The sequence below is a fragment of the Burkholderia guangdongensis genome (genome assembly GCF_013403875.1).
GTDB classification, from domain to species: domain Bacteria; phylum Pseudomonadota; class Gammaproteobacteria; order Burkholderiales; family Burkholderiaceae; genus Burkholderia; species Burkholderia guangdongensis.
The window spans coordinates 193,378-218,485 of record NZ_JACBNX010000002.1; the positions used below are offsets into that span (position 1 = coordinate 193,378).

Genomic DNA, 25,108 nt, shown 5'->3' on the forward strand with positions numbered 1-25,108 from the left:
GTCACGCGTGGGATGAGTTACTTGGGTTGACCGTGAGAGCTGCCGCCGGACACGTCCGGCGCGGCGATCGTGCCGCGCACGTTGCCGTAGAGCTCGATGACCCGGGTGACGTTGTTGTACTTCATGCCGTCGGTGGCGTTGGCGACCGACAGGCCGCGCTGAAGTTTAACCGGCTTTTCGGTCTGGATCACATCGTCGTTGACGAAGATCCGGAAATGCTGCGAATCGGCCTGCATCGGCGGATCGCCGGCGCCGGCCGCGCGCTGGATCCGCGCGTTGTCGTACAGGTCGACGATCGACACGTCGCCGTTCACGATGCCGCGCTGGGCGGTCGTCGTCACGACCGGCTTGCCGGGCTGGAACGCGCGCATCGCCGGATCGGCCAGATCGCTGTTCTCGTCGTCCTCGTAATGGACGAGGTGCGCGGCCGTCAGCCGGTACTGGGTTGCACCGGTCTGATCGAGTTCGGTCACCGAGAAGTTGTCGGCGAAATAGTCGGCCGTGTGGCTCTTCGGCCGCGCGACGCCCTCGCCGGGCGGCGGCAGCGTCGCCTGCAGCAGCCACCAGGTGACGCCGGCGAGCGCCGCGACGGCGACGAGCGGAACGAGCTGGGTCCAGCGGAATGGGGTGTTGGTCATGTGCGGGTTCCGCAGGCCGCCGCGAGCAGCGCGTCGTAGCGGTGCTGCGCGCGCAGCACCGCGTCGCAGACCTCGCGTACCGCGCCGTGGCCGCCACGCGCCTCGGCGACCCAGTGCGCGCGCGCGATCACTTCCGGATGCGCGTTCGCCGGCGCGGCCGCGAAGCCGCAGCGCACCATCACCGGCAGATCGGGCCAGTCGTCGCCCATGTAGCCGCAGTCGTGCGGCGCGAGGCCGAGCGTGCGGAGCAGCTCGTCGAACGCGACCGTCTTGTTCTCGACGCCCTGGAACAGATGCGCGATCCGCATCTCCTTCGCGCGCGCGGCGACGATGTCCGAGCGGCGCCCCGTGATGATCGCGGTCGCGATCCCCGCTTCGCCGAGCAGCTTCACGCCGTGTCCGTCGAGCGAGTTGAACGACTTCATCGCATCGCCGGCGGCCGTAAACAGCAGGCCGCCGTCGGTCAGCACGCCGTCGACGTCGAAAATCATCAGCCTCACGCGGCTCGCGCGTTCGGCCGCACTGAGCGGAGCCGTCATCAGATCACCTTCTTCGAGAACAGGTCGTGCATGTTCAGCGCGCCGATCAGCGCGCCGTCGGCATCGACCACGAGCATCTGATTGATCCGGTGGCGCTCCATCAGTTCCACCGCTTCGACGGCCAGATGGTCCGCGCCGATCGTGCGCGGATTGCGCGTCATTACATCGACGATCGGCAGCTTGCGGAAATCGCCGTCGCGCTCGAGCACGCGGCGCAGGTCGCCGTCGGTGAAGATGCCCGCGACCTTGCGGTCCGCGCCGATGACGGCCGTCATCCCCATCCGCTTCGCGGTGATCTGGAACAGGGCGTCCGACAGCGTCGCGTCGAGGCCGACCGACGGTACGTCGTCGCCGGTGCGCATCACGTCGTGCACGTAAGTCAGCAGGCGCCGGCCGAGCGCGCCGCCCGGGTGCGAGCGCGCGAAATCCTCGGAGCCGAAGCCGCGCGCGTCGAGCACCGCGACCGCGAGCGCGTCGCCGAGCGCGAGCGCCGCGGTCGTGCTCGCGGTCGGCGCGAGGTTCAGCGGGCACGCTTCCTTCGCGACCGCGGCGTTCAGGTTCACGTCCGCGAGCTTGCCGAGGCTCGATTCCGCGCGGCCCGAGATCGCGATCAGCTTCGCGCCGATCCGCTTCACGAGCGGCAGGATCGCGACGAGCTCTTCGGATTCGCCGGAGTACGAGATGCCGATGAACACGTCGTCTTCGGTGACCATCCCGAGATCGCCGTGGCTCGCCTCGGCCGGATGAACGAAGAACGCCGGCGTGCCGGTGCTCGCGAGCGTCGCCGCGATCTTGCGGGCGATGTGCCCCGATTTGCCGATGCCGGACACGACCACGCGGCCGCGGCAGCCCAGCAGCAGCGCGACGGCCTCGACGAACTCGCCGTCGAGCTGGCCGGCGAGCGCGCGCACGGCGTCGGCCTCGATGTCGAGTACGTCGCGGGCGAGCGCAAGCGCCCGATCGTCATTGATTTTCGCTATCATGCGGCGGAGTATAGCAAAGGCGCTTGTTCGCCGAGCCGGCGGGGCGTGCCCTGGCCGGACCCTTCCGCCCCGTGCCTTCCGGGGTGCCGGATCCCGATCCAATCCCACGCCCGCGCCGCCGCGGTGTCGACGAACGAGGACGCTCCTGCCGTGATTTCGCCGCTCGAAATGACGCTCATGCTGCTGCTGGCTTCAGTGGTGGGCGTCGTCGTGTTCCGTTCGCTGAATCTGCCGCCGATGCTCGGCTATCTGACCGTCGGCATCGTGGTCGGTCCGCATGCGATCGGCTTCGCGGCGGATCTCGAGCGCGCCGAGCACCTTGCGGAATTCGGCGTCGTGTTCCTGATGTTCTCGATCGGCCTCGAGTTCTCGCTCGCGAAGCTGCGAGCGATGCGGCGGCTCGTGTTCGGCCTCGGCCTGATGCAGGTGGTCGCGACGCTCGCGCTCGCGTTCGGGCTCGGCTGGGCCGTCGAGCGCTGGGTGCACATCACGTGGCAGGGCAGCATCGCGCTCGGCGGCGCGCTCGCGATGTCGTCGACGGCGATCGTGTCGAAGATGCTCGCCGAGCGGCTCGAGATCGAGACCGAGCACGGCCGCAACATCTTCGGCGTGCTGCTGTTCCAGGATCTCGCGGTCGTGCCGCTCTTGATCGTGATCTCCGCGTTCGGCGACGCATCGTCCAGCCACCTCGCGGCGTCGCTCGCGCTCGCGGCCGTGAAGATCGTCGTCGCGCTCGCGCTGCTGCTGATCGTCGGGCAGCGCTTCATGACGCGCTGGTTCGACGTCGTCGCGCGGCGCCGCTCGCAGGAGCTGTTCGTGCTGAACCTGCTGCTCGTCACGCTCGGCGCCGCGTTCATCACCGACAAGTTCGGGCTGTCGCTCGCGCTCGGCGCGTTCATCGCCGGGATGCTGATCTCCGAGACGCCGTATCGCCATCAGGTCGAGGAGGACATCAAGCCGTTCCGCGACGTGCTGCTCGGCCTGTTCTTCGTGACGACCGGGATGCTGCTCGATCCCCGCGTGATCTGGGTGCATCCGCTGATCGTCCTCGGCTTCTTCGTCGGCCAGGTGCTGCTCAAGAGCGTCGGGATCACCGGGCTCGCGCGGTTGTTCGGCGCGTCGCCGGGCGTCGCGATGCGCACCGGCCTCGGCCTCGCGCAGGCCGGCGAGTTCGGTTTCGTGCTGCTGAACCTGATCCTCGACCGCCATCTGGTCGACCCGACGCTGCTGCAGGCGATTCTCGCGTCGATGCTGCTGTCGATGCTCGCCGCGCCGTTCCTGATCCAGAACGCGGACCGGATCGTGATGCGTCTTTCGTCCACGGAATGGATGATGCAGTCGCTGCAGATGACGCGGATCGCGACGCAGAGCCTGAAGCAGCGCGGCCACGTGATCATCTGCGGCTACGGCCGCGCCGGGCAGAACCTCGCGCGGATGCTCGAGCACGAAGGGATCTCGTACGTCGCGCTCGACCTCGATCCGGACCGCGTGAACGCGGCCGCGGCGGCCGGCGAGTCGGTCGTGTTCGGCGACGCCGCGCGCCGCGAGTCGCTGGTCGCGGCCGGCATCCACCGCGCGAAGGCCGTCGCGGTCACGTATGCGAACACGCCGTCCGCGCTGCGCGTGCTCCATCACGTGCACGAGCTCGAGCCGACGCTGCCCGCGATCGTGCGCACCGTCGACGACGCCGATCTCGAGAAGCTGCTTGCGGCCGGCGCGACCGAGGTGATCCCGGAAATCGTCGAGGGCAGCCTGATGCTCGCGTCGCACACGCTCGTGCTGGTCGGCGTGCCGATGCGACGCGTCGTGCGGCGCGTCGAGGAGATGCGCGACGAGCGCTACAGCCTGCTGCGCGGTTATTTCCACGGCGCGGACGACGTCGAGGGGGACGACCACGAGCAGGTGCGGCTACAATCGGTGCCCGTCGACGAGCGCGCGGACGCGGTCGGGCGATCGCTGGATGAACTCGGGCTGTTCGAGCTCGGGCTCGACGTCACGGCGATCCGCCGGCACGGCATTCGCGGCGTCGAGCCGGATCCGCAGACGAAGCTGCGCGCGAGCGACATCGTCGTGCTGCGCGGGCTGCCCGAGGCGCTCGCGCTCGCCGAGGAGCGGTTGTCGCGCCATCGGCGGGAGCCGCCGCCGACCGCGGTCGCCTGAGCGACGTCGACAGCGCAGGGGAGGGCCGGCGGCCGCCGACGGCGAGCGATCCGACCCGTATTGCCCGGACGGCGCCCCGGCGCATCGTTCATTTCGGAGAATTCCATGTCGCAATCGTCATCGGGCGGGTTGCTCGATCCCGCCAGCTTCATCCACGACCAGGTCCGCACGGTGCCCGACTGGCCGCAGCCCGGCGTGATGTTCCGCGACATCACGCCGCTGTTGCAGAGCCCGAAGGCGCTGCGGGTGCTCGTCGACCTGTTCGTCGAGCGCTATGTCGACGCGAAGCTCGACTATGTGGCCGGGCTCGACGCGCGCGGCTTCATCATCGCGCCGATCGTCGCGTACGAGCTGAACGTCGGCTTCGTGCCGATCCGCAAGGTCGGCAAGCTGCCGTACCGCACGCAGTCGGAGTCGTACGCGCTCGAGTACGGCACCGCGACCGTCGAGATCCACGAGGACGCGTGCCGGCCCGGCGATCGCGTCGTCATCGTCGACGACCTGATCGCGACCGGCGGCACGATGATGGCGGGGCGCAATCTGCTGCACCGGCTCGGCGCGGTCGTCGTCGAGGGTGCGGCGATCATCGATCTGCCGGATCTCGGCGGCTCGACGCTGCTGCGCGACGCGGGCCTGCCGGTGTTCACGGTCACGTCGTTCTCCGGCCACTGAGCGCCGGCCGCCGATCCGCGCCTGCGATCCACGCCGCCGATCCACGCCTCCAATCGCCGTATTCCGATCCAACCCAGCGAGCCGACGATGCCCCATTTTCTGCTGTTTCTCGCCAGCTCGGTCGCGATCACGCTCGCGCCCGGCCCGGACAATCTCCAGGTGCTCGCGCGCGGCATCTCGCAGGGCCGTTCGGCCGGCGTCGCGGCCGCGCTCGGCTTCGCGGCCGGCGTCACGTTCCACACGACGCTCGCAGCGCTCGGCGTCGCCGCGCTGCTGCGCTCGTCGCCGGTCGCGTTCCAGATCCTGAAGCTCGCGGGCGCCGCGTACCTGATCTGGATCGGGATCAAGGCGCTCAGGAGCCAGGGCCTCGCGACCGCGCACGAGCGCGCGCCGCAGCCGCTTTCGTCGATCTTCCGGCAGAGCGTGCTCGGCAACATGATGAATCCGAAGGTCACGCTGTTCTTCATCGTGTTCCTGCCGCAGTTCGTCGATCCGCACGGCGCGCAGCGCGTCGCGCTGCAGATGTTCGAGCTCGGCGCGATCTTCATGGCGCAGACCGCGGTGATCTTCTCGCTGTTCGGCGTGTGCGCGGGCGTGATCGGCGCGTGGCTCAAGCGCCGGCCGAAGGCGGGCGTGTGGCTCGACCGGCTCGCGGGCGCGACGTTCGTCGCGATCGGCATCCGCGTCGCGCTGAAGGACTGATGGACTGATCCGATGACTTTTCCGTGCATCGCGGCCGCGCGCCGCTTCGATCCGGCCGCGCATCTGCGCTTCGACATCGCCGGCGTGCCGGTCGGCTGGGTGCGCCGCGACACCGCCGAGCGGCTCGCCCGCTGGCCCGACGTGTTCGAGCTGTTCGACGGCCGCGTCGCGCTGTCCGACCGCTACGACACCGTCGACGCGCGCAGCATGGCGCTCGCGAGCGTGATCGGTGCGCTCGCGGCCGAAGGGGCGATTCCGGGCTGGCGAGACGAGATCTACGCGATCCGCAACCGCTTCGACGATCCGCCGTTCGCGTACATCGAGCGCGCGGCGTCGCGCTTCTTCGGCACGCAGACGTACGCGGTCCATCTGAACGGCATCGTAGAATATGCGGCTTCGGATGCGGGCGTACCGGCTTCGGGCGTACCGGCCGCGGGAAGCATCGTCGCGGAAAGCGTCGCCTCCGGCGCGCGCCAGATGTGGCTCGGCCGCCGCAGCGCGACGAAGGCGACCGATCCGGGGATGCTCGACAACGTCGTCGCCGGCGGGATCGGCTGGGGGCTCGGCGTGATGGACACGCTCGTCAAGGAGTGCTGGGAGGAAGCCGGCATCCCGGCCGAGCTCGCCGCGCGCGCGATGCCCGGGCGCGCGGTGCAGGTGCTGTGCTCGCTGCCGGAGGGCACGCAGTCGGAGCTGATCTTCGTATATGACCTGCCGCTGCCGCGCGATTTCGCGCCGCGCAACCAGGACGGCGAAGTCGCCGAGCATCTGCTCGCCGGCGTGCCCGAGGTGATCGGCTGGCTGCGCGCCGGCGACGCGACGATGGACGCGAGCCTCGCGACGCTCGACACGCTGCTGCGCCACGGCTGGCTGTCGGCGGTCGACGCGCCGGGCATCGACGCGTTGTTCGTGCCGGCCGCCTGACCCGCGTCGGGCGGGCCGGCCGCGGCGATGCGGACAATAAACTTGGAAAACGAGAGGGAGTAGCCGCCATGTCGGCCGATCACAGCTTTATCCTGAAACTGTCGTGCCCGGACCGGCACGGCATCGTCCACGCGGTCTCGGGCTTCCTGTTCGAGCGCGCGAGCAACATTCTCGATTCCGCGCAGTTCGGCGACAGCCGCAGCGGCGAGTTCTTCATGCGCGTACATTTCGTGCAGGAGGGCAGCGAGTTCGCGGCCACGGCCGCGCTCGATACGCTGCGCGCGCAGTTCGCGCCGCTTGCCGAGCAGTTCGGGATGCGCTGGGAGATGCATGACGCGGGCGTGAAGCCGCGCGTCGTGATCCTCGTGTCGAAGATCGGCCACTGCCTGAACGATCTGCTGTTCCGCTACCGCACCGGCCAGTTGCCGATCGAGATTCCGGCGATCGTGTCGAATCACAAGGAGTTCTACCAGCTCGCCGCGAGCTACAACATTCCGTTCCATCACCTGCCGCTCGCGGCCGGCGCGTCGGCCGACGCGAAGGCCGCGCAGGAGGCGCGCGTGCTCGAGGTGATCGACGAGCATCAGACCGACCTCGTCGTGCTCGCGCGCTACATGCAGATTCTGTCGCCGAACATGTGCGCGCGGCTCGCGGGGCGCGCGATCAACATCCACCATTCGTTCCTGCCGAGCTTCAAGGGCGCGAAGCCGTATTACCAGGCGTTCGATCGTGGCGTGAAGCTGATCGGCGCGACCGCGCACTACGTGACGACCGATCTCGACGAAGGCCCGATCATCGAGCAGGAAGTCGAGCGGGTCGACCACAGCATGACGCCGGACCAGTTGACTGCGATCGGCCGCGACGTCGAGTGCGTGACGCTCGCGCGCGCGGTGAAGTGGCACGTCGAGCACCGGATCGTGCTGAACGGCACGAAGACGGTCGTGTTCCGCTAAGTCACCCGCTAAGTCACCGATAGCGGCCGACGGCCGACGGATGTGAAAACGCCGCGCACCGGAAGATCCGGGCGCGGCGTTTCGCTTCGGGGCGCCGGAAACGGTGCCGGTCAGATCAGCCGCAGCGCATGCAGCTCGCGTTTCAGGTACGCGTAGAAGATTGGCGCGGCGATCACGCCCGGCACGCCGAACGCGGCTTCCATCACGATCATCGCGAGCAGGATTTCCCATGCGCGCGCCTCGATCTGCACGCCGACGATCCGCGCGTTCAGGAAGTATTCGAGCTTGTGGACCAGCACGAGGAACACGAGCGACGCGATCGCGGTGCTCATGCCGATCGACAGCGACACGGCGACGATCAGCGTGTTCGAGATCAGGTTGCCGATCACCGGCAGCAGCCCGGTGATGAACGTGACGAGCACGAGCGTCTTCGACAGCGGCAGCCGCACGTGGAACGCCGGCAGCACGACGAGCAGGTAGACGCCCGTCAGCGTCACGTTCAGCGCGGAGATCTTCACCTGCGCGAACACGATCCGGCGGAACGAATCCGCGAAGCGCGACACGCGCGTCACGAGCGCGGTCGAGAGCGGCATCCGCGGCTTGTTGTGCTCGACGCCGATCGCGATCATCGCGCCGACGATCATCCCGAACAGCACGTGCCCGAGGCCGCGCGCGACGCTCTTGCCGCTCTGCTGCAGCTGCTCCATGTGCGCGCTCATCAGCAGCGACGCCTTCGCCTTCATCTGTGCGACGTCGACCGGCAGCAGGTTCGCGATCCATGCGGGCGTGCGCGCGCGGGTCTGGTCGACGATCTGCATCACCTGCCCGAGCAGGTTCTGCAGGTTCGGCACCGTGTGCTCGAAGTGCTCGAGAATGCCGACGGTGAGCCCCGCGAGCAGGCCGACGATCGCGATCGACAGCAGCACGACCGCGAACCAGCGCGCGCTGCGGCTCGTCGTGTGGCGCTCGATCACGGGCGCGATCGTATGCACGAGCTGGTACACGAGCAGCCCGGCGAGCACGCCGCCGAGCAGATTCAGCTCGAGGACGAGCCACAGCGACACGAACGTCAGGAGGTAGCTGGCACTCTCGATCGCCGTCAGGTGCGGCAGCGTGAAATCGCTCGTCAGCCGCACGCTGCGCAGGTGTGGCTCACGGGATTGAGAATCGCGCGGCGACTCCTTTTGCTTCTCCATCGGATAGTCCTGTTGACGGCACGGCGCCGCGTGGAAACCTTACGGTCGGAAAGTATAGCAACCATTATGGGCCGCGACGGGCTGTTTTAAGCCGGGTGTAAACACGCGGAGCGCGCGCAGGGTTGCGCGGGCGAGCGTCGCGCGGCGCTCGCGGGCTGGCGGCGGAGTGGGGCCGGACCGCGGAAGCGGGCGCGTGAAGGACAATGGCACGCGAAGGAAGAGGGCACGCGCGGGCCGCGAGGCCGGCCGCGCGCGATGCGGGTGGGTGCCCGCCTACTTGCGGCCGCGCTTCAACAGCGGTGCGAGGTATCGGCCGGTGAAGCTCGCCTTCGTCTTCGCGACCTGCTCGGGCGTGCCCTGCGCGATGATCTGGCCGCCGCCGGCGCCGCCCTCGGGGCCGAGGTCGATCACCCAGTCGGCCGTCTTGATCACGTCGAGGTTGTGCTCGATGATCACGACCGTGTTGCCCTGGTCGCGCAGCCGGTGGATCACTTCGAGCAGCAGCGCGATGTCGTGGAAGTGCAGGCCGGTGGTCGGCTCGTCGAGGATGTACAGCGTGCGGCCCGTGTCGCGCTTCGACAGCTCGAGCGACAGCTTCACGCGCTGCGCCTCGCCGCCGGACAGCGTCGTCGCCGACTGGCCGAGCCGGATGTAGCCGAGGCCGACGTCGAGCAGCGTCTTCAGCTTGCGCGCGACGACGGGCACCGCGTTGAAGAACGCGTGCGCGTGCTCGACCGTCATGTCGAGCACCTCGCTGATGTTCTTGCCCTTGTATTGGACTTCGAGCGTCTCGCGGTTGTAGCGCTTGCCGTGGCAGACGTCGCACGGCACGTACACGTCCGGCAGGAAGTGCATCTCGACCTTCAGCACGCCGTCGCCCTGGCACGCCTCGCAGCGGCCGCCCTTCACGTTGAACGAGAAGCGGCCCGGATCGTAGCCGCGCTCCTTCGACGCCGGCACACCCGAGAACAGCTCGCGGATCGGCGTGAACAGGCCCGTGTACGTGGCCGGGTTCGAGCGCGGCGTGCGGCCGATCGGCGACTGGTCGACGTTGATCACCTTGTCGAAATGCTCGAGGCCCTCGATCGACTCGTGCGGCGCCGGCTCGGCCGACGAGCCGTACAGATGCCGCGCGACCGCGTGGTACAGCGTGTCGTTGATCAGCGTCGACTTGCCGGAGCCGGATACACCGGTGATGCAGGTCAACAGGCCGACCGGCAGCTCGAGCGTCACGTTCTTCAGGTTGTTGCCGTGCGCGTCGACGATGCGCAGCTGCCGCTCGTCGTCGGGCGCGATCCGCTCGTCCGGATACTCGATCGTGCGCTTGCCGGACAGGTACTGGCCGGTCAGCGAATCGGCGTCCGACTGCACCTGTTTCGGCGTGCCCTCGGCGACCACGGAGCCGCCGTGCTCGCCCGCGCCCGGGCCCATGTCGACGACGTAGTCGGCGGTGCGGATCATGTCCTCGTCGTGCTCGACGACGATCACCGAGTTGCCGAGGTCGCGCAGGTGCTTCAGTGTCGAGATCAGGCGGTCGTTGTCGCGCTGATGCAGGCCGATCGACGGCTCGTCGAGCACGTACATCACGCCGGTCAGGCCCGAGCCGATCTGCGACGCGAGGCGGATGCGCTGCGCCTCGCCGCCGGACAGCGTCTCCGCGCTGCGCTCGAGCGACAGATAGTCGAGGCCGACGTTGTTCAGGAACGTGAGCCGCGCGACGATCTCCTTGATGACCTTGTCCGCAATCTCGCGCTTCGCGCCGTCGAGCGACAGCGCGCTGAAATAGCCGAGCGCGTCGCGCAGCGGCCAGCCGCTGATCTCGAAGATCGCGCGCGCGTCGCCGCCGGCGCCGATGCGCACGAAACGCGCCTCGCGGCGCAGGCGCGTGCCGTCGCAGGTCGGGCACGGCTGGTTGTTCTGGTATTTGGCGAGCTCCTCGCGCACCGCGACCGAATCGGTCTCGCGGTAGCGGCGCTCGAGGTTCGGGATGATCCCCTCGAACACGTGCTCGCGCACCGTCGTGCGGCCGCGCTCGTTGATATACGCGAACGGGATCGTCTGCTTGCCGGAGCCGAACAGCAGCACCTTCCTGATCTTTTCGGGCAGATCCTCGAACGCGACGTCGATGTCGAACTCGTAGAACGCGGCGAGGCTCTGCAGCATCTGGAAGTAGAACTGGTTGCGCCGGTCCCAGCCCTTCACCGCGCCCGCCGCGAGCGACAGCGACGGATGCGCGACCACGCGCTTCGGATCGAAGAACGTGATCTGGCCGAGGCCGTCGCAGTCCGGGCACGCGCCCATCGGGTTGTTGAACGAGAACAGGCGCGGCTCGAGCTCCTGCAGCGAGTACGAGCAGATCGGGCACGCGAACTTCGAGCTGAACAGATGTTCTTTATCCGTATCCATCTCGAGCGCGATCGCGCGGCCGTCGGCGAGACGCAGCGCGGTCTCGAACGATTCCGCGAGACGCTGCTTCATGTCCGGGCGCACCTTCAGCCGGTCGACGACGACGTCGATCGTGTGCTTGTCGTTCTTCTTCAGCTTCGGCAGCGACTCGACCTCGTGGATCTGCGCGACGCCTTCGTTCGCGGTGCCGCCGCCCGAGCGCACGCGAAAGCGCACGAAGCCCTGCGCCTGCATCTCTTCGAACAGATCCGCGTGCTCGCCCTTGCGGTTCGCGACGACGGGCGCGAGGATCATCAGCTTCGTTTCCTCGGGCAGCGCGAGCGCGGCGTCGACCATCTGCGACACGCTTTGCGCCTCGAGCGGGATTTCGTGATCCGGGCAGTACGGCGTGCCGACGCGCGCGTACAGCAGCCGCAGGTAGTCGTGGATCTCCGTGACGGTGCCGACCGTCGAGCGCGGATTGTGCGACGTCGCCTTCTGCTCGATCGAGATCGCGGGCGACAGCCCCTCGATCAGGTCGACGTCGGGCTTCTCCATCAGCTGCAGGAACTGGCGCGCGTACGCGGACAGGCTCTCGACGTAGCGGCGCTGGCCTTCCGCGTACAGCGTGTCGAACGCGAGCGACGACTTGCCCGATCCGGACAGACCGGTGATCACGACCAGCTTGTGGCGCGGCAGGTCGAGATTGACGTTCTTCAGGTTGTGGGTACGGGCCCCACGGATACGGATTTGTTCCATGAACCTGGCGAAAGAGGGGAGAACAAACCTGCTACTATAACGGCTTTTCGAGACCGTCGTTCGGGGCTCCCAGTGTTGGCAGCAGCTGTCCGCAAGGCGGCCGGCGGGCCGCGCCGGACGGGCTCCGCCCGGGGCGCGCCGCCGCGAGGCGGGCGGTCGACGGTCCGGACCGATGGCGGCAGCCCGGCCCGCCGGCCCGGTTCTCCTGCCGCCCGCTGCAGGGCGACGTTCCGATCATCCGAAATCCGATTCCGATCGATGTCCAATCCGTCCGCCACGTCTTCCCGCACCCGCATGTCCCCGTCCGAAATGCGCGCGACATTGTCGCTCGCGGCCATTTTCGCGCTGCGCATGCTCGGGCTGTTCATGATCATGCCGGTGTTCTCCGTCTACGCGAAAACGATCCCGGGCGGCGACAACGTGCTGCTCGTCGGCATCGCGCTCGGCGCGTACGGCGTCACGCAGTCGCTGCTGTACATCTTCTACGGCTGGGCGTCCGACAAGTTCGGCCGCAAGCCGGTGATCGCCGTGGGCCTCGTGATCTTCGCGCTCGGCAGCTTCGTCGCCGCGGGCGCGCACGACATCCAGTGGATCATCGTCGGGCGGGTGATCCAGGGAATGGGGGCGGTATCGTCGGCGGTGCTCGCGTTCATCGCGGACCTGACGTCCGAGCAGAACCGCACGAAGGCGATGGCGATGGTGGGCGGCTCGATTGGCGTGTCGTTCGCGGTTGCGATCGTCGGCGCGCCGATCGTGTTCCACTGGGTCGGGATGAACGGGCTGTTCGCGGTGATCGGCGTGCTGTCGCTGCTCGCGATCGGCGTCGTGGTGTGGATCGTGCCGGATGCGCCGAGGCCGGTGCACGTGCCGGCGCCGTTCGCGGAGGTGCTGCACAACGTCGAGCTGCTGCGACTGAACTTCGGCGTGCTCGCGCTGCATGCGACGCAGACCGCGCTGTTCCTCGTCGTGCCGCGCCTGCTGGTGGACGCCGGGCTGCCGGTCGCGTCGCACTGGCAGGTGTATCTGCCGGTGATGGGGCTGTCGTTCGTGATGATGGTGCCGGCGATCATCGCGGCCGAGACGCGCGGGAAGATGAAGCCGGTGCTGCTCGGTGGCATTCTGGCTATCCTGATCGGCCAATTGGCGCTCGGCACCGCACCGCATACCATTCTGATTGTCGCGGCGATTCTGTTCGTCTACTTCCTCGGGTTCAACATCCTGGAGGCGTCGCAGCCGTCGCTGGTGTCGAAGCTCGCGCCGGGCTCGCGCAAGGGCGCGGCCACCGGCGTGTACAACACGACGCAGTCGATCGGGCTCGCGCTCGGCGGCTTCGCGGGCGGCTGGCTGCTGAAGCACGGCGGGGCCGACACGGTCTTCCTGACGTGCTCGGGGCTCGTGGCCGCGTGGCTTATAATCGCGGCCGGCATGAAGCCGCCCCCGCGCAAGGCCTGACGCGGCGCGCGCCGGCCGACGCATCGGCGAACGGTTTCGCGCGCGGCTTCGCATCGAATTTATTGGAGAAACACATGGCATCCGTCAACAAGGTCATCCTCGTCGGCAATCTCGGCGCCGATCCCGAAGTGCGTTATCTGCCGAGCGGCGACGCGGTTGCGAACATCCGCCTCGCGACGACCGATCGCTACAAGGACAAGGCGTCCAACGAGTTCAAGGAAATGACCGAGTGGCACCGTGTCGCGTTCTTCGGCCGTCTCGCGGAGATCGTCAGCGAGTACCTGAAGAAGGGCTCGTCGGTGTATATCGAGGGCCGCATCCGCACGCGCAAGTGGCAGGGTCAGGACGGTCAGGACCGCTATTCGACCGAGATCGTCGCGGATCAGATGCAGATGCTCGGCGGTCGCGGCGGCTCGGGCGGCGGCGCTGGCGGCGGTGACGAAGGTTATGGCGGCGGCTACGGCGGTGGCCGTGGCGAGCAGATGGAGCGCGGCGGCGGTGGTGGTCGCGCTGGCGGCGGCGCGGGTGCCGGTGGTGGTGGCGGCGCGCGCGGCGGCGCGGCGACGAGCCGTCCGAGCGCGCCGGCCGGCGGCGGGTTCGACGAGATGGACGACGATATTCCGTTCTAGACCCTACTAAGCTGAATTTTTGTTGATTGAGGCCCGTGTGTCAAAAGCACGCGGGCCTTTTATTTGTGCCGTGCTGATTCGATGGTTGGAGCATGAGGTGTTGAATTGCGCTGATTGCAAACAAGCTTGAACAGGCGAGAGGGGCGAGTTCGCTCATTCGAGCTCTGCGAAAGAAATGATGAGATTCACTCGCTCATGAATGACTTTCTCTCGCGCGGGATCACCGTTACTTGCGGATGCCACGGCATTCTCGAAATCCCGATGCTTCTGAAGTAACTGCAGTTGGTTGCTCACATATTTGCGCATCTCTGCTTTGGCCTGCAGCATCTCGTTGCCGATTTCGGAGCGCCCATCAAGGAGAGTGAGAATATCTTCGATGTCCTGGCTGTCCAGCGGATCGTTGTTTCCGCGAGAGAGGTATGCCGCGAGCTTGGTCGCGAGGAAGTGTTCGGGGCGTACAATTTTGACAGTTATGCCATCGCCAATATCGCGCGGCTCAGCGCTTTCAAGGGCGTCTTGATACCACGCATTCCCGAATTTCAAAATCTCAGCGTCGTCCGGCATGAAGTCGACACGCAACTTGGCGAGAAACATCGCGCAGATGGGGGCATCTTCGGACATGTCTTCCCGAAAACCTTTCTTGCGCAACTGTTCCTTCAGTTGCTCCCAATGCGGGTAACTCACCGCGTGCACGATGAGGTCAACATCGTCCGTGTGTCTTACTTGTTGTTGCGTGTAGAGATCGGTCAGCAGCAAGGCAGTGGTGCAGCCTCCGACGAAAGCGACGTCTTGACAGAGTTCTGGTCCTATCGCTTTGGCAACTGTACGTATCATCCCGATGTAGTCGTCGATAGAGGCCATTTCAAAAATCCAGAAGGTTTTGTAGCTGCGTGATGGCGAGCTTCCGTTCGCGTGGTTGTCCCACGCGAATCGAATCCACGGTGGCGAGCAGCATATAGAGTGTCTCGTCTTTCCTGATCGCGATGGGCACTGTTTTGTACAACGGCTCCACGGCGAGGCCGAGAGTGTCGCCGTGTGGATCGGGCCAGACAGGAAGGTAATCGCCTGCACTGCGAAGTATGCCCTGAAAGATTGGTGCGGTGAGGCTGGTCGGAATGCCGCGCGCCAGACCAGCTATTTTTGTAGGGAAAACAAACCGGACGCCGTAGGCTAGAAATTCTTCGAGTTCCCGGCGATTGACTACCGGTGAACCGCTCCGCTTCTGCGATCGGGCAAGTCCGTTGGAATAGCAGCGGGCCAAGACATTGCTAATCTCGGATTTGCTGATACCCGTCGCATCCGCCAATCCACGCACGCTGTAGGGATCCATCTCGAGATTCAATTGAGGCGGCATGGATATGTCGTCCGGAACTTCCGGGATACTGTCGATTGCTTCCGACGGATCTACGACCGACTTCGTCAGATCGCGCCCTTCCTTGGACGGGTGCTCGGATGTACGGCGCTCAAGCGCAACCAGCTTGAGCAAGAGCAGGAGGTCTTGACTTTTCATATCGTGCCAGTGTTTTGTGTCCATGGTCCGTGGACGATGGACAAATATTTTATTTGGTTGGCAATTTTGTCAATGAAAATTAATTCTGGCCCTGTTAATTTTCTGTCCACGGACTATGGCCGCTAGTTGTGGGACTGTGAAAATTTGTCAAGCGCTTGGAGCACTTCGCTGAAGCCTCCGGCAGACGCGCTGGCGGTGTAGGGCGATCCCTACTCCTCATGGCCACAGCACCCGCGCACTCAGATACCGCGCTGATTGACGCGCTTCGACAGCTCCTCGGCGCTTTCCTTGCGCTCGCTGTACCGGTCGACCAGATAAGGGCCGATATCTCGGATCAGCAAGGTGAACTTGACCAGTTCCTCCATCACATCCACGACACGATCGTAGTAGGCCGACGGCTTCATCCGCCCGGCTTCGTCGAATTCCATGAAGGCCTTCGCCACTGACGACTGGTTCGGGATGGTCAGCATGCGCATCCAGCGTCCCAGCACGCGCATCTGGTTCACCGCATTGAACGACTGCGAGCCGCCGCTGACCTGCATGACGGCCAGCGTCTTTCCTTGAGTCGGGCGAACGGCGCCGACGGACAGCGGAATCCAGTCGATCTGCGACTTCATGATCCCGGTCATCGCGCCGTGCCGCTCCGGTGAGCACCACACCATCCCTTCAGACCATTGCGCCAGCTCGCGAAGTTCGACCACCTTCGGATGACTTTCCGGCGCGTCGTCGGGCAGCGGCAGGCCGCTCGGATTGAATACGCGCACCTCGGCGCCCATCGCGGTGAGCAGGCGAGTCGCTTCCTCGGTCAGCAGGCGGCTGAATGAGCGTTCGCGCAGCGATCCGTAAAGGAGCAGGAATCGGGGCGGATGGGTCGACGGCGACGCCGGTCGCAATTGACCGGCGTCCGGCACGCGAAACAGCGTGGCGTCGAGTTGCGGCAGATCGTTCAGACGGTCAGTCATGCTTACCCTCCGCGTCGATCGCGACATCGCCGTCTTTTTTGCCGAACGATCCCGTCCGCGGGCCCGGCGGGATGCCGACGCCCTGCTCGTACCAGCCCTTGGACTGGTTGACGATGCGCACCACCAGCAGCATGACCGGCACTTCGATCAGCACGCCAACGACCGTCGCGAGCGCGGCGCCGGAATGGAAACCGAACAGGCTGATCGCGGCCGCGACCGCCAGCTCGAAGAAGTTGGACGCGCCGATGAGCGCCGATGGGCACGCGACGTTGTGCTTCTCGCCGACCGCGCGGTTGAGCCAGTACGCGAGCGCCGAGTTGAAGAACACCTGAATCAGGATCGGCACCGCGAGCAGCGCGATCACCAGCGGCTGCTTCAGGATCGCTTCGCCCTGGAACGCGAACAGCAGCACCAGCGTGGCCAGCAGCGCGGTGATGGACCACGGGCCGATCCTTGCCATCGCGGCATCGAATGCCGCCTGTCCGTTCGACAGCAGCCACTTGCGCCAGATTTGCGCGAGGATCACCGGAATGACGATGTAGAGCACCACCGACGTGAGCAGCGTCGCCCACGGCACCGTGATCGCGGAAATGCCGAGCAGCAGGCCGACCAGCGGCGCGAACGCGACCACCATGATGCTGTCGTTCAGCGCGACCTGGGACAGCGTGAACAGCGGATCGCCGCCCGTCAGCCGGCTCCAGACGAACACCATCGCGGTGCACGGCGCGGCGGCCAGCAGGATCAGGCCGGCGATGTAGCTGTCGAGCTGGTCCGCCGGCAGCATCGGCGCAAACAGGTGCTTGATGAACAGCCAGCCGAGAAAGGCCATCGAGAACGGCTTGACGAGCCAGTTCACGACGAGCGTGACGCCGATGCCTTTCACGTGCTGACGGACTTCATGCAATGCGCCGAAGTCGACCTTGACGAGCATCGGGATGATCATCACCCAGATCAGCAGCCCGACCGGGAGATTGACCTGCGCGTATTCCATCCGGCCGATCTGCTGGAACCGGCCGGGCAGCGCCTGGCCGAGCGCGATGCCGGCGACGATGCACAGCGCCACCCAGACGGTCAGATAGCGTTCGAAGAAGTTGATGGAAGGCTTGGTGACGGCCTTTCGGGGCGGGGCGATGTTGGACGTGTTCATCGTGGCGTGGTCAGTTTTTCGAGATGTCGACCAAGGCCGCCTGAAGTTCGGCATTGCTCATACGATCAAGCGGCAGCGCGAGCAACTGCAGCATCCGATAGCCGATCGCCTGGCGCGTGAGCTCGAAGGCGAGTCGCTTGCCTTCGTCGCCGCCCAACGCGTTCGACGGATCGGCGTAGCCCCAGTGCACTTTCACCGGGCTGCCGGGCCAGTAAGGACACGTCTCCGCCGCCGCGCTGTCGCACACCGTGATGACGATGCGCATCTCCGGGGCGCTTTCGCCCACGAACTCGTCCCAGCTCTTGCTGCGGTAGCCGCTGACGTCCACGCCCGCGCCCGTCAGCGCATCCAGCGCGAACGGATTGAGCCGGCCGCTCGGCGCGCTGCCGGCGCTGTACGCGCGCACGTCCTTGCCGAGCTTCGCGGCCCAATGATTGAGCATGCCTTCCGCGAGCACGCTACGTGCCGAATTGTGGGTGCAGAGGATCAGTACGTTCGTGGTCATGTGTGAGGATTCGGAGGGTTCATGATCGCTGCTCGCCGGACGTCGAACACGCGGCCGTCGGCGAGCAGGGGTTGCCGCCGCAGCAGTTCTCGGTGAGGTAGGCCAAGAGGCCGTTCATCGTCGCGAAGTTCGCGCAATAGAAGACGAAGCGGCCTTCCTGGCGGCTGGTGACGAGCTGGGCATGGGCCAGCTCCTTCAGGTGGAACGACAGCGATGACGGCGCCACATCCAGCAGCGTGGCAATCCGGCCGGCCGGCAAGCCCTGCGGCCCCGCCTGCACCAGTGCCCGGAAGACCGCGAGCCGGGATTCGTGTGCGAGTGCCGCGAGCGCGGCGATGGTCTGGTTCGTTTCCATTGTTCGATATTAATCGAAATGTCGAATCCAAGTAAAGCGTGGGGCATCGTCATCCAGCGGCGGGTTCGTCTCGGCGGAAACCATTCCGATCCGGATCGGTAACAAACCAAGCCGATTCAAAACGGGTTGGATCGAAAGGGGCCCTGAATTTGAGCTAGATCAACATTTGGGACGCCGCGCGACGTGGCATCCGCTTACGGGTTCGCCCTCTGCGGCACCGGTCCACGGTTACCTAAACTTCTTTCAGTAGCCCCGCACGCGCGTGCGTGCCGCGTGGCCGCGCGCTGCGCGCGGGATGTGGACTCAACGATTGGCGTTGTCTGGCACTAACCTGCCGGAATTTTTAGTGACGATACTCGAATCGACCCGGCGGAGGTGATTGGCATAGGCCCTTCGCAAGCCGACATGCCGGGTGAGCTGCGACCGAGTCGCATAGCACGCCGAACCCCGCACCCATCGACGCACGGGAGACCCGCCATGAATCATCCGAACCCCGCCCAGCCTGCATCATGGCTCGGCCGCCTCGCGCGCGGCTTCGCCGCCCGCTTTCTCGCCTTCGCCGCCGTGCTGGGCCTCGTGTCGCTCTTCGGGGCGAGCCAGGCCTATGCGCAGGACAAGGAAGTGACGATCGCGTATCAGCAGATCGTCGACCCGTGGATCGTCGGGATCGCGAACGGCTCGATCGAGAAGGCCACCGGCTACAAGATCAACTGGCGCCAGTTCGAATCGGGCGCGAAAGTCGCGACCGCGATGGCATCCGGCGACGTGAAGGTCGGCGTGATCGGCTCGAGCCCGCTCGCCGCGGCCGTGAGCCAGGGCCTCGACCTGCAGCTGTTCTGGATCCTCGACAACATCAACAACGCCGAGGCGATGGTCGTGCGCAACGGCTCCGGGATCACGAAGCCCGCGGACTTGAAGGGCAAGAAGATCGGCGTGCCGTTCGTGTCGACCACGCACTATCACACGATGTTTGCGCTGCAGCATTGGGGCATCAATCCGTCCGACGTGCAGATCCTGAACATGCAGCCGAACCAGATCGTCGCCGCATGGGAGCGTGGCGACATCGACGCCGCGTACGTGTGGGATCCGGCGCTCGCGCAGCTGAAGAAGTCGGGCAAGGTGCTGGTCACGTCGGGTGAGCTGTCGAAGCTCGGCAAGCCGACGTTCGACGGGATCGCGGTCGACCGCAAGTGGGGCGAGGAACACAAGGACTTCCTCGCGAAGCTCGTGCGTGCGATCGAGAACATCGACGAGCAGTATCGCTCGAACCCGGCGCAATGGAACGCGTCGTCGCCGCAGGCGGCCGCGATCGCGAAGATGATCGGCGGCACGCCCGCCGACGTGCCGGCGTCGCTGTCGCTCTACGCGTTCCCGTCGCTGCAGGATCAGGTGTCGAAGGACTGGCTCGGCGGCGGCGCCGCGAGCCGCGCGGCGTTCGCGCTGAAGGATACGTCCGGATTCCTGAAGGATCAGAAGCGCATCGACGCGGTGCTGCCCGACTACGCGAAGTTCGTGACGCCCGACTATGCCGAAGCCGCTCAGAAGCTGAAGTAATGGAGTTCCGCGGCGGGCGCGCGCTACCGTGCCCGCCGTCAACGAGGAGACAGCAGATGGAAAGCATGGAGATCAAGGACGTGAGCGTCGTGTTTCCCGGCCGCCGGCCCGGGGAGTCCGTCCACGCGCTCGACAACATCAACCTGACTATCGCGCAGGGCGATTTCGTCGTCGCGCTCGGCGCGTCGGGCTGCGGGAAGACGACGCTGCTGTCGATGATGGCCGGCTTCATCGCGCCGACGAAGGGCGCGCTGCTGCTCGGCGGGCAGCCGATCATGGGGCCCGGCGCGGATCGCGGCGTCGTGTTCCAGAAGCATGCGCTGCTGCCGTGGCTCAGCGTGATGGAGAACGCGGAGTTCGGGCTGAAGCTGCAGGGCGTGCCGAAGAAGACGCGCCGCGATATCGCCGCGCGCAACCTCGCGCTCGTCGGGCTGCAGGATTTTCATCAGCACATGATCTATCAGCTGTCGGGCGGGATGCAGCAGCGCGTCGGCATTGCGCGCGCGCTGACCTGCGATCCGGCGATGCTGCTGATGGACGAGCCGATGGCCGCGCTCGACGCGCTGACGCGCGAGACGATCCAGGAGCTGTTGCTCGACGTGTGGAAGAAGACGAACAAGATGTTCTTCTTCATCACGCACAGCGTCGAGGAGGCGCTGTTCCTCGCGAGCCGGCTGATCGTGATGTCGCCGCGGCCAGGGCGCATCACGCACACGTACGAGCTCGATTTCAACCGGCGCTTCCTCGAGACGCGCGATGCGCGCACGGTCAAGTCGAGCCCGGATTTCATCGCGATGCGCGAGCGCGTGCTCGGCATCATCTACGGCGACGAACGCAGGGGCGAAGCCGAGCAGGAGGTCGTTCATGTCTAGCTCCAAATCGACGCACTGGGGACACCCGGTCCTCCAGTCCGGCGCGGTCGACCACACGGCCGGCGGGGTCTCCGACGACCGGCGCGGCGCGCCGCCGCGCGGACCGCAGCGCCCGCGCCTGTTCGCGAAGAAGCCGGTGAAGCCGGGCGGCTCGTTCGGCGCGCCGGGGCAGGGCAGCAGCGCGGTGACGAGCATCGTGACGATCATCGTGCTCGTCGGGGTCTGGTTCCTCGCGACGAACCTGCACTGGATCAAGCCGCTGTTTCTGCCGTCGCCGCAGGCGGTCTACGCGAAGTTCATCGTGGTGTCGACCGACGGCTTCGCGAACTCGACGCTCGCGCAGCACACCGGGATCAGCCTGCTGCGCGTGTTCGGCGCGTTCGCGCTCGCGTGCGTGACCGCGATTCCGATCGGGATCATGATGGGCGTGTCGCGGATCATGCGCGGGGTCTTCGATCCGCCGATCGAGTTCTACCGTCCGCTGCCGCCGCTCGCGTATCTGCCGCTCGTGATCATCTGGTTCGGGATCGGCGAGTTCTCGAAGGTGTTCCTGATCTATCTCGCGATCTTCGCGCCGCTCGCGATCGCCGCGCGCGCGGGCGTGCGCTCGGTGTCGATCGAGCAGATCCACGCCGCGTACTCGATGGGCGCGACGCGCCGGCAGGTGATCCTGCACGTGATCATGAAATCCGCGCTGCCGGAGATCTTCACCGGGATGCGGATCGGGATCGGCGTCGGCTGGACGACGCTGGTCGCGGCCGAGATGGTCGCGTCGACGAGCGGCCTCGGCTTCATGGTGCTGAACGCGGCCGAGTTCCTCGCGAGCGACGTCGTGATCATGGGGATCATCGTGATCGGCTTCTTCGCGCTCTGCTTCGACATGCTGATGCGCTATCTCGAGAAGGCGCTGGTGCCGTGGAAGGGCAAGGTCTGACGATGTGACACGCCGCCGTGCCCGTGCCGCGCGCGCCCGCGCGGCACGGGCACGGGCACGGGCACGGCGTCGTTCGTGACGCGTCATCTCGCTGACACCGGACGCGCGTATCGTACGCGCGTCGCCTTCCGTCCTCCGCCATGCTCGCCCTGCTGCTCGCCGCCTTCTATGAAACCGCCCGTCAGGGCAGCGTGACCGCGGCGGCGAAGCGGCTCGAAGTCAGCCAGCCGACGATCACGTCGCGGATCCAGCAACTGGAGCGCCATTACGGCGTCGCGCTGTTCCACCGGCGCGGCAACCGTCTCGATCTCAGCGACGTCGGCGCGGCATTGATGCCGATGATCGGCCAGATGCTGCAGATCGAGAACGATGTCGACTTCGCGCTGCGCAACGAGCGCGAACTGCGCACCGGCAATCTGCGCGTCGGCACCACCGGCCCGTTCTACATCCTGCCCGCGATCGCCGCGTTCCGGCGCCAGTATCCGGCCGTCAGGATCAGTATCGAGATCGGCAACTCGCGGCAGGTGCTCGATGCGCTCGCCGACTTTCGCGTCGACGTCGCGGTGTCGTCGCAGCGCGACGCCGATCCGCGCTTCGTGCGGCACACGATCGCCGACGATCCGCTCGTCGTCGTCGTGCACCGGTCGCATCCGCTCGCGTCGCGCGACGCGGCCGCGCTCGCGGAGCTCGCCGGTCACACGCTGCTGCTGCGCGAGCCCGGCTCGCGCACGCGCACGCTGATGGAGCACGTGCTGAAGCACGCGGGCGTCGCGCTGCCGGCCGGCGTGATCGAGCTCGGCAGCCGCGAGGCGATCCGCGAGGCGGTGCGGCACGACATGGGCTGCACGCTGATGCCGCGCGGCGAGGTCGGCGCGCATCCGGAGCTGCGCGCGATCCCGCTCGTCGACGACATGCCGCGCATGCACGAATACCTGTACTACCTCGACGCGCGCGCGGATACGCGGCTCATCGCCGCGTTCATGGCGAACGTCGAGTGCCGCGACGAGCGGGCTTAGCGGCACGCCCGCTCACGGTCTCGAATCGTTCGACGATCGGCTCGCCGCGTGCCCGATCGGCCGCGCAATCATGCGCGGCAGCGGGCGACGCGTCGCGCTCACGCGGGCGTGCCCATCGCAGGATCGCTGATGCTGTCGCGGCCCGTTTCGACGTGGCCGGCGAAGCGCCGCGCGAGGCCATTCTCGGCGGTCAGCGTGAAGTCGTACCAGCCGCTCGACGCGGTGAGCACCCAGTACGGCTCGACCTGCATGCCGGCCGGCACCGCGTAGGTCCACGGGCCGTCGGTGCGGTACGCGTTCGACGTGACCGTGACCTGGCTCGCCGCGTTGCCGACGTTCATGATCGTCAGGTACACCGCGTCGTTCGCCGGGTCGTAGCAGACGCGGACTTCGGCGGCGGGGCCGCTCGCCGCCTGCGTGACGTTGCCCTGGAATTCGCGGTGATAGCCGTTCGGCCCGAGCACCCACAGGTTGTAATTGCCCGCGTCGTCCGCGACCGCGCTCCAGGAATCCGAGAGCTGCTTGCCCGCCTCGACCGTGTAGCGGCGCGGCACGCGGTCGAGATGCAGCTTGTCGTACACATGGAACACCGCGCCGACGGTGCCGGTGTTGCTGAACGTGAGCCACAGCAGGCCGCCGCCGACGTCCGCGTTCGCGCTCGTGTGCAGCTCGTACGGCAGCGCGCGCGACGCGCGCGTGCCCTGCGGCTGCGCCGGCATCTGCTGCGCGGCGACCGACGGCACCGGCACCGCGCCCGCCGCCGCCTGCTGCGTGTGCTGCGCGTCGGCCGCGGCCTTGGTCGGCGCGGAGAACGACGTCGTCGGGTTCGTGTTCGGGTTCTTGAAGTTGAACGCGGACGTCAGGTCGCCGCACACCGCGCGGCGCCACGGGCTGATGTTCGGCTCGTGCACGCCGAAGCGCTGCTCGAGGAAACGCAGCACCGACGTATGGTCGAACACTTCCGAGTTCACCCAGCCGCCGGTGCTCCACGGCGACACGACGAACATCGGCACGCGCGGGCCCGGCCCGTACGGACGGCCGTCCGGCGGCAGCGGCGACGAATCGCCGGGCGGGTTCGGCACGGTGAAGTATTCGTACTGCGTGGTGACGGTCGACTTGCCCGCGTACGTGCCGTCCGGGTTCAGCGACGGCACGTCCGGCGGCGGCATGTGATCGAAGAAGCAGTCGTTCTCGTCGTAGTCGACGAACAGCACGGTCTTGCTCCAGATCTCCGGGTTCGCGGTCAGCGTGTCGAGCAGCAACTGCAGGTAGTACGCGCCCTGGCCCGGCGTCGACGCGCCCGGGTGCTCGCAGTACGCCTGCGGCGACACGATCCAGCTCACCTGCGGCATCTGGCCCGCCGCGATGTCGGTCGCGAGCGCCTGCAGGAAGCCGCCGTCGGGCATCGTGTTGCCGATTCCCTTGTACAGCGGCGACAGCGCCTCCATCGCCGGCGTATACGGCGCGTTCGGCGAGCCGGGGATCGTCTCGTTGACCTTGCGGAACGTCGCGAAGCCGGCGAGCGGGTTGTCCGTGTAGTTGTCCGGCAGGTTCTGGTAGACCTTCCAGCTCACGCCCGCCGTCTGCAGGCGCTCCGGGTAGGTCGTCCACCGCAGCCCGGTCGCGGATGCGCCGAGGCCGTCCCAGCCGTCGTTGTTCACGACCGCCGCGTTCGCGGCCGTCGGGCCGTTCGTGCCGGTCCACAGGAAGATCCGGTTCGAGTTCGTGCCGCCGTGCAGCGAGCAGTGATATGCGTCGCAGATCGTGAACGCGTTCGCGAGCGCGAAGTGGAACAGCAGGTCGGGCTGCTGCAGATAGCCCATCGACGCGTCGCCCTTGTACTTCGGCCAGGTCGTCATCCGGCCGTTGTCCCACGCGTCGTGCGCGTCGGTCCACGAGTGCGCGCCGCCGACGAGCAGCGCGTTGCCCTTCGTGCTGTCGAGATGGAACGGCAGCACCGCTCGCGTGCCGTCGCTCTGCTGCCAGACGGGCGTGCCGCCCGGTTGCGGGATCGTCAGGCGGTCGCCGAAGCCGCGCACGCCGGGCATCGTGCCGAAGTAATGGTCGAACGAGCGGTTTTCCTGCATGAAGATCACGACGTGCTGGACGTCGTTGATCGTGCCGGTCTGGTTGTTCGCGGGGATCGCGAGCGCGCGCCGGATCGCCGGCGGGAACATCGCGAAGGCCGTGCCGGCGGCGGCGGCACGGAGAAACGAGCGGCGGTCGATGGAAGTCATGTTCGAATGAAGGTCGTCTCGGGA

The 25,108-nt window shown here is 66.8% G+C and carries 22 protein-coding genes and 1 pseudogene; 11 read left to right on the plus strand and 12 right to left on the minus strand.

All coding sequences use genetic code 11. The annotated features are described in order from the left end of the window. Positions 1-17: 17 nt before the first annotated feature. The 3 genes from lptC to kdsD are packed head-to-tail and all read right to left on the minus strand — an operon-like array spanning position 18 to position 2,160. Positions 18-638 (minus strand): LPS export ABC transporter periplasmic protein LptC, encoded by a 621-nt coding sequence (lptC, locus tag HZI36_RS03470; RefSeq protein WP_179401237.1) that lies wholly within the window; start codon positions 636-638, stop codon positions 18-20. Continuing rightward, a complete protein-coding gene (locus tag HZI36_RS03475; RefSeq protein ID WP_179401238.1) occupies positions 635-1,177 on the minus strand; it encodes a KdsC family phosphatase in 543 nt (180 codons plus the stop codon). The genes lptC and HZI36_RS03475 overlap by 4 nt, the downstream gene beginning before the upstream one ends. Beyond that, positions 1,177-2,160 (minus strand): arabinose 5-phosphate isomerase KdsD, encoded by a 984-nt coding sequence (gene kdsD, locus HZI36_RS03480; protein WP_179401239.1) that lies wholly within the window; start codon positions 2,158-2,160, stop codon positions 1,177-1,179. Before kdsD ends, HZI36_RS03475 begins: the two co-directional genes overlap by 1 nt. Before the next feature lie 150 nt (positions 2,161-2,310). Between kdsD and HZI36_RS03485 the strand changes: the two genes are divergently transcribed. The 5 genes from HZI36_RS03485 (at position 2,311) to purU (ending at position 7,571) form a co-directional block, all read left to right on the plus strand. Next, complete coding sequence (locus HZI36_RS03485; RefSeq protein WP_179401240.1) at positions 2,311-4,320, plus strand: cation:proton antiporter domain-containing protein; 2,010 nt, start codon at positions 2,311-2,313, stop codon at positions 4,318-4,320. A 105-nt stretch (positions 4,321-4,425) separates the two neighbouring features. Continuing rightward, the gene (locus HZI36_RS03490) at positions 4,426-4,992 is read left to right on the plus strand and encodes an adenine phosphoribosyltransferase (protein WP_179401241.1); all 567 of its coding nucleotides are present in this window, start codon (positions 4,426-4,428) and stop codon (positions 4,990-4,992) included. Between the two features lie 87 nt (positions 4,993-5,079). Continuing rightward, on the plus strand, positions 5,080-5,694 hold the full coding sequence (locus HZI36_RS03495) for a LysE family translocator (protein WP_179401242.1): 615 nt from the start codon (positions 5,080-5,082) through the stop codon (positions 5,692-5,694). Positions 5,695-5,706: 12 nt separating this feature from the next. Next, on the plus strand, positions 5,707-6,618 hold the full coding sequence (locus HZI36_RS03500) for an NUDIX hydrolase (protein ID WP_179401243.1): 912 nt from the start codon (positions 5,707-5,709) through the stop codon (positions 6,616-6,618). A gap of 68 nt (positions 6,619-6,686) precedes the next feature. Then, positions 6,687-7,571 carry a formyltetrahydrofolate deformylase gene (gene purU / locus HZI36_RS03505; RefSeq protein ID WP_179401244.1) on the plus strand — a complete coding sequence of 295 codons (885 nt, stop codon included), beginning with the start codon at positions 6,687-6,689 and terminating at the stop codon, positions 7,569-7,571. A gap of 110 nt (positions 7,572-7,681) precedes the next feature. On the opposite strand, the gene HZI36_RS03510 is transcribed toward purU, so the two are convergent. Together HZI36_RS03510 and uvrA are read right to left on the minus strand one after the other, a co-directional pair. Beyond that, positions 7,682-8,767, minus strand: a complete 1,086-nt coding sequence (locus HZI36_RS03510; protein WP_179401245.1) for an AI-2E family transporter — start codon at positions 8,765-8,767, stop codon at positions 7,682-7,684. A 273-nt stretch (positions 8,768-9,040) separates the two neighbouring features. Continuing rightward, positions 9,041-11,911, minus strand: a complete 2,871-nt coding sequence (gene uvrA, locus HZI36_RS03515) for an excinuclease ABC subunit UvrA (RefSeq protein WP_179401246.1) — start codon at positions 11,909-11,911, stop codon at positions 9,041-9,043. A gap of 258 nt (positions 11,912-12,169) precedes the next feature. Between uvrA and HZI36_RS03520 the strand changes: the two genes are divergently transcribed. Together HZI36_RS03520 and HZI36_RS03525 are read left to right on the plus strand one after the other, a co-directional pair. Further along, on the plus strand, positions 12,170-13,363 hold the full coding sequence (locus HZI36_RS03520; protein WP_179401247.1) for an MFS transporter: 1,194 nt from the start codon (positions 12,170-12,172) through the stop codon (positions 13,361-13,363). Between the two features lie 74 nt (positions 13,364-13,437). Beyond that, positions 13,438-13,992, plus strand: coding sequence for a single-stranded DNA-binding protein (locus tag HZI36_RS03525; protein ID WP_179401248.1), 555 nt, complete (start codon positions 13,438-13,440; stop codon positions 13,990-13,992). Positions 13,993-14,145: 153 nt separating this feature from the next. Here the strand turns inward: HZI36_RS03525 and HZI36_RS03530 are convergent, their stop codons facing one another. From HZI36_RS03530 to HZI36_RS03555, 6 genes and pseudogenes are all read right to left on the minus strand, one after another. Beyond that, positions 14,146-14,853 (minus strand): hypothetical protein, encoded by a 708-nt coding sequence (locus tag HZI36_RS03530; protein WP_179401249.1) that lies wholly within the window; start codon positions 14,851-14,853, stop codon positions 14,146-14,148. Position 14,854: 1 nt separating this feature from the next. After that, on the minus strand, positions 14,855-15,526 hold the full coding sequence (locus tag HZI36_RS03535) for a hypothetical protein (protein WP_179401250.1): 672 nt from the start codon (positions 15,524-15,526) through the stop codon (positions 14,855-14,857). Positions 15,527-15,741: 215 nt separating this feature from the next. Beyond that, on the minus strand, positions 15,742-16,464 hold the full coding sequence (gene arsH / locus HZI36_RS03540; protein ID WP_179401251.1) for an arsenical resistance protein ArsH: 723 nt from the start codon (positions 16,462-16,464) through the stop codon (positions 15,742-15,744). Positions 16,465-16,546: 82 nt separating this feature from the next. Beyond that, positions 16,547-17,611: pseudogene (gene arsB, locus HZI36_RS03545) on the minus strand (ACR3 family arsenite efflux transporter); the annotation flags it as partial. 10 nt (positions 17,612-17,621) lie between these two features. Beyond that, a complete protein-coding gene (locus HZI36_RS03550; protein WP_179401252.1) occupies positions 17,622-18,116 on the minus strand; it encodes an arsenate reductase ArsC in 495 nt (164 codons plus the stop codon). A gap of 19 nt (positions 18,117-18,135) precedes the next feature. Then, positions 18,136-18,471: an ArsR/SmtB family transcription factor gene (locus tag HZI36_RS03555; RefSeq protein WP_179401253.1), complete on the minus strand. Its 336-nt coding sequence runs from the start codon at positions 18,469-18,471 to the stop codon at positions 18,136-18,138. A 477-nt stretch (positions 18,472-18,948) separates the two neighbouring features. On the opposite strand from HZI36_RS03555, the gene tauA reads away from it, so the two are divergent. The 4 genes from tauA to HZI36_RS03575 all read left to right on the plus strand — a co-directional run bounded on the left by tauA (position 18,949) and on the right by HZI36_RS03575 (position 22,847). Further along, positions 18,949-20,025: a taurine ABC transporter substrate-binding protein gene (gene tauA, locus HZI36_RS03560; protein WP_179401254.1), complete on the plus strand. Its 1,077-nt coding sequence runs from the start codon at positions 18,949-18,951 to the stop codon at positions 20,023-20,025. A 56-nt stretch (positions 20,026-20,081) separates the two neighbouring features. Beyond that, complete coding sequence (locus HZI36_RS03565; protein WP_179401255.1) at positions 20,082-20,897, plus strand: taurine ABC transporter ATP-binding protein; 816 nt, start codon at positions 20,082-20,084, stop codon at positions 20,895-20,897. Further along, on the plus strand, positions 20,890-21,831 hold the full coding sequence (locus HZI36_RS03570) for an ABC transporter permease subunit (RefSeq protein WP_179401256.1): 942 nt from the start codon (positions 20,890-20,892) through the stop codon (positions 21,829-21,831). Before HZI36_RS03565 ends, HZI36_RS03570 begins: the two co-directional genes overlap by 8 nt. Before the next feature lie 140 nt (positions 21,832-21,971). Next, positions 21,972-22,847 carry a LysR substrate-binding domain-containing protein gene (locus HZI36_RS03575; RefSeq protein WP_179401257.1) on the plus strand — a complete coding sequence of 292 codons (876 nt, stop codon included), beginning with the start codon at positions 21,972-21,974 and terminating at the stop codon, positions 22,845-22,847. Positions 22,848-22,945: 98 nt separating this feature from the next. Here HZI36_RS03575 and HZI36_RS03580 read toward each other — a convergent pair whose 3' ends face one another. Then, on the minus strand, positions 22,946-25,084 hold the full coding sequence (locus HZI36_RS03580; RefSeq protein ID WP_179401258.1) for a phosphocholine-specific phospholipase C: 2,139 nt from the start codon (positions 25,082-25,084) through the stop codon (positions 22,946-22,948). Positions 25,085-25,108: the final 24 nt, after the last annotated feature.

Excerpts from the sequence above, each read along its gene's own strand:
- lptC (WP_179401237.1), bottom strand. The coding sequence starts at position 638 with ATGACCAACACCCCATTCCGCTGGACCCAGCTCGTTCCGCTCGTCGCC.
- HZI36_RS03475 (WP_179401238.1), bottom strand. The coding sequence starts at position 1,177 with ATGACGGCTCCGCTCAGTGCGGCCGAACGCGCGAGCCGCGTGAGGCTG.
- kdsD (WP_179401239.1), bottom strand. The coding sequence starts at position 2,160 with ATGATAGCGAAAATCAATGACGATCGGGCGCTTGCGCTCGCCCGCGAC.
- HZI36_RS03490 (WP_179401241.1), top strand. The coding sequence starts at position 4,426 with ATGTCGCAATCGTCATCGGGCGGGTTGCTCGATCCCGCCAGCTTCATC.
- HZI36_RS03495 (WP_179401242.1), top strand. The coding sequence starts at position 5,080 with ATGCCCCATTTTCTGCTGTTTCTCGCCAGCTCGGTCGCGATCACGCTC.
- HZI36_RS03500 (WP_179401243.1), top strand. The coding sequence starts at position 5,707 with ATGACTTTTCCGTGCATCGCGGCCGCGCGCCGCTTCGATCCGGCCGCG.
- purU (WP_179401244.1), top strand. The coding sequence starts at position 6,687 with ATGTCGGCCGATCACAGCTTTATCCTGAAACTGTCGTGCCCGGACCGG.
- HZI36_RS03510 (WP_179401245.1), bottom strand. The coding sequence starts at position 8,767 with ATGGAGAAGCAAAAGGAGTCGCCGCGCGATTCTCAATCCCGTGAGCCA.
- uvrA (WP_179401246.1), bottom strand. The coding sequence starts at position 11,911 with ATGGAACAAATCCGTATCCGTGGGGCCCGTACCCACAACCTGAAGAAC.
- HZI36_RS03520 (WP_179401247.1), top strand. The coding sequence starts at position 12,170 with ATGTCCAATCCGTCCGCCACGTCTTCCCGCACCCGCATGTCCCCGTCC.
- HZI36_RS03525 (WP_179401248.1), top strand. The coding sequence starts at position 13,438 with ATGGCATCCGTCAACAAGGTCATCCTCGTCGGCAATCTCGGCGCCGAT.
- HZI36_RS03530 (WP_179401249.1), bottom strand. The coding sequence starts at position 14,853 with ATGGCCTCTATCGACGACTACATCGGGATGATACGTACAGTTGCCAAA.
- HZI36_RS03535 (WP_179401250.1), bottom strand. The coding sequence starts at position 15,526 with ATGGACACAAAACACTGGCACGATATGAAAAGTCAAGACCTCCTGCTC.
- arsH (WP_179401251.1), bottom strand. The coding sequence starts at position 16,464 with ATGACTGACCGTCTGAACGATCTGCCGCAACTCGACGCCACGCTGTTT.
- HZI36_RS03550 (WP_179401252.1), bottom strand. The coding sequence starts at position 18,116 with ATGACCACGAACGTACTGATCCTCTGCACCCACAATTCGGCACGTAGC.
- HZI36_RS03555 (WP_179401253.1), bottom strand. The coding sequence starts at position 18,471 with ATGGAAACGAACCAGACCATCGCCGCGCTCGCGGCACTCGCACACGAA.
- tauA (WP_179401254.1), top strand. The coding sequence starts at position 18,949 with ATGAATCATCCGAACCCCGCCCAGCCTGCATCATGGCTCGGCCGCCTC.
- HZI36_RS03565 (WP_179401255.1), top strand. The coding sequence starts at position 20,082 with ATGGAAAGCATGGAGATCAAGGACGTGAGCGTCGTGTTTCCCGGCCGC.
- HZI36_RS03570 (WP_179401256.1), top strand. The coding sequence starts at position 20,890 with ATGTCTAGCTCCAAATCGACGCACTGGGGACACCCGGTCCTCCAGTCC.
- HZI36_RS03575 (WP_179401257.1), top strand. The coding sequence starts at position 21,972 with ATGCTCGCCCTGCTGCTCGCCGCCTTCTATGAAACCGCCCGTCAGGGC.
- HZI36_RS03580 (WP_179401258.1), bottom strand. The coding sequence starts at position 25,084 with ATGACTTCCATCGACCGCCGCTCGTTTCTCCGTGCCGCCGCCGCCGGC.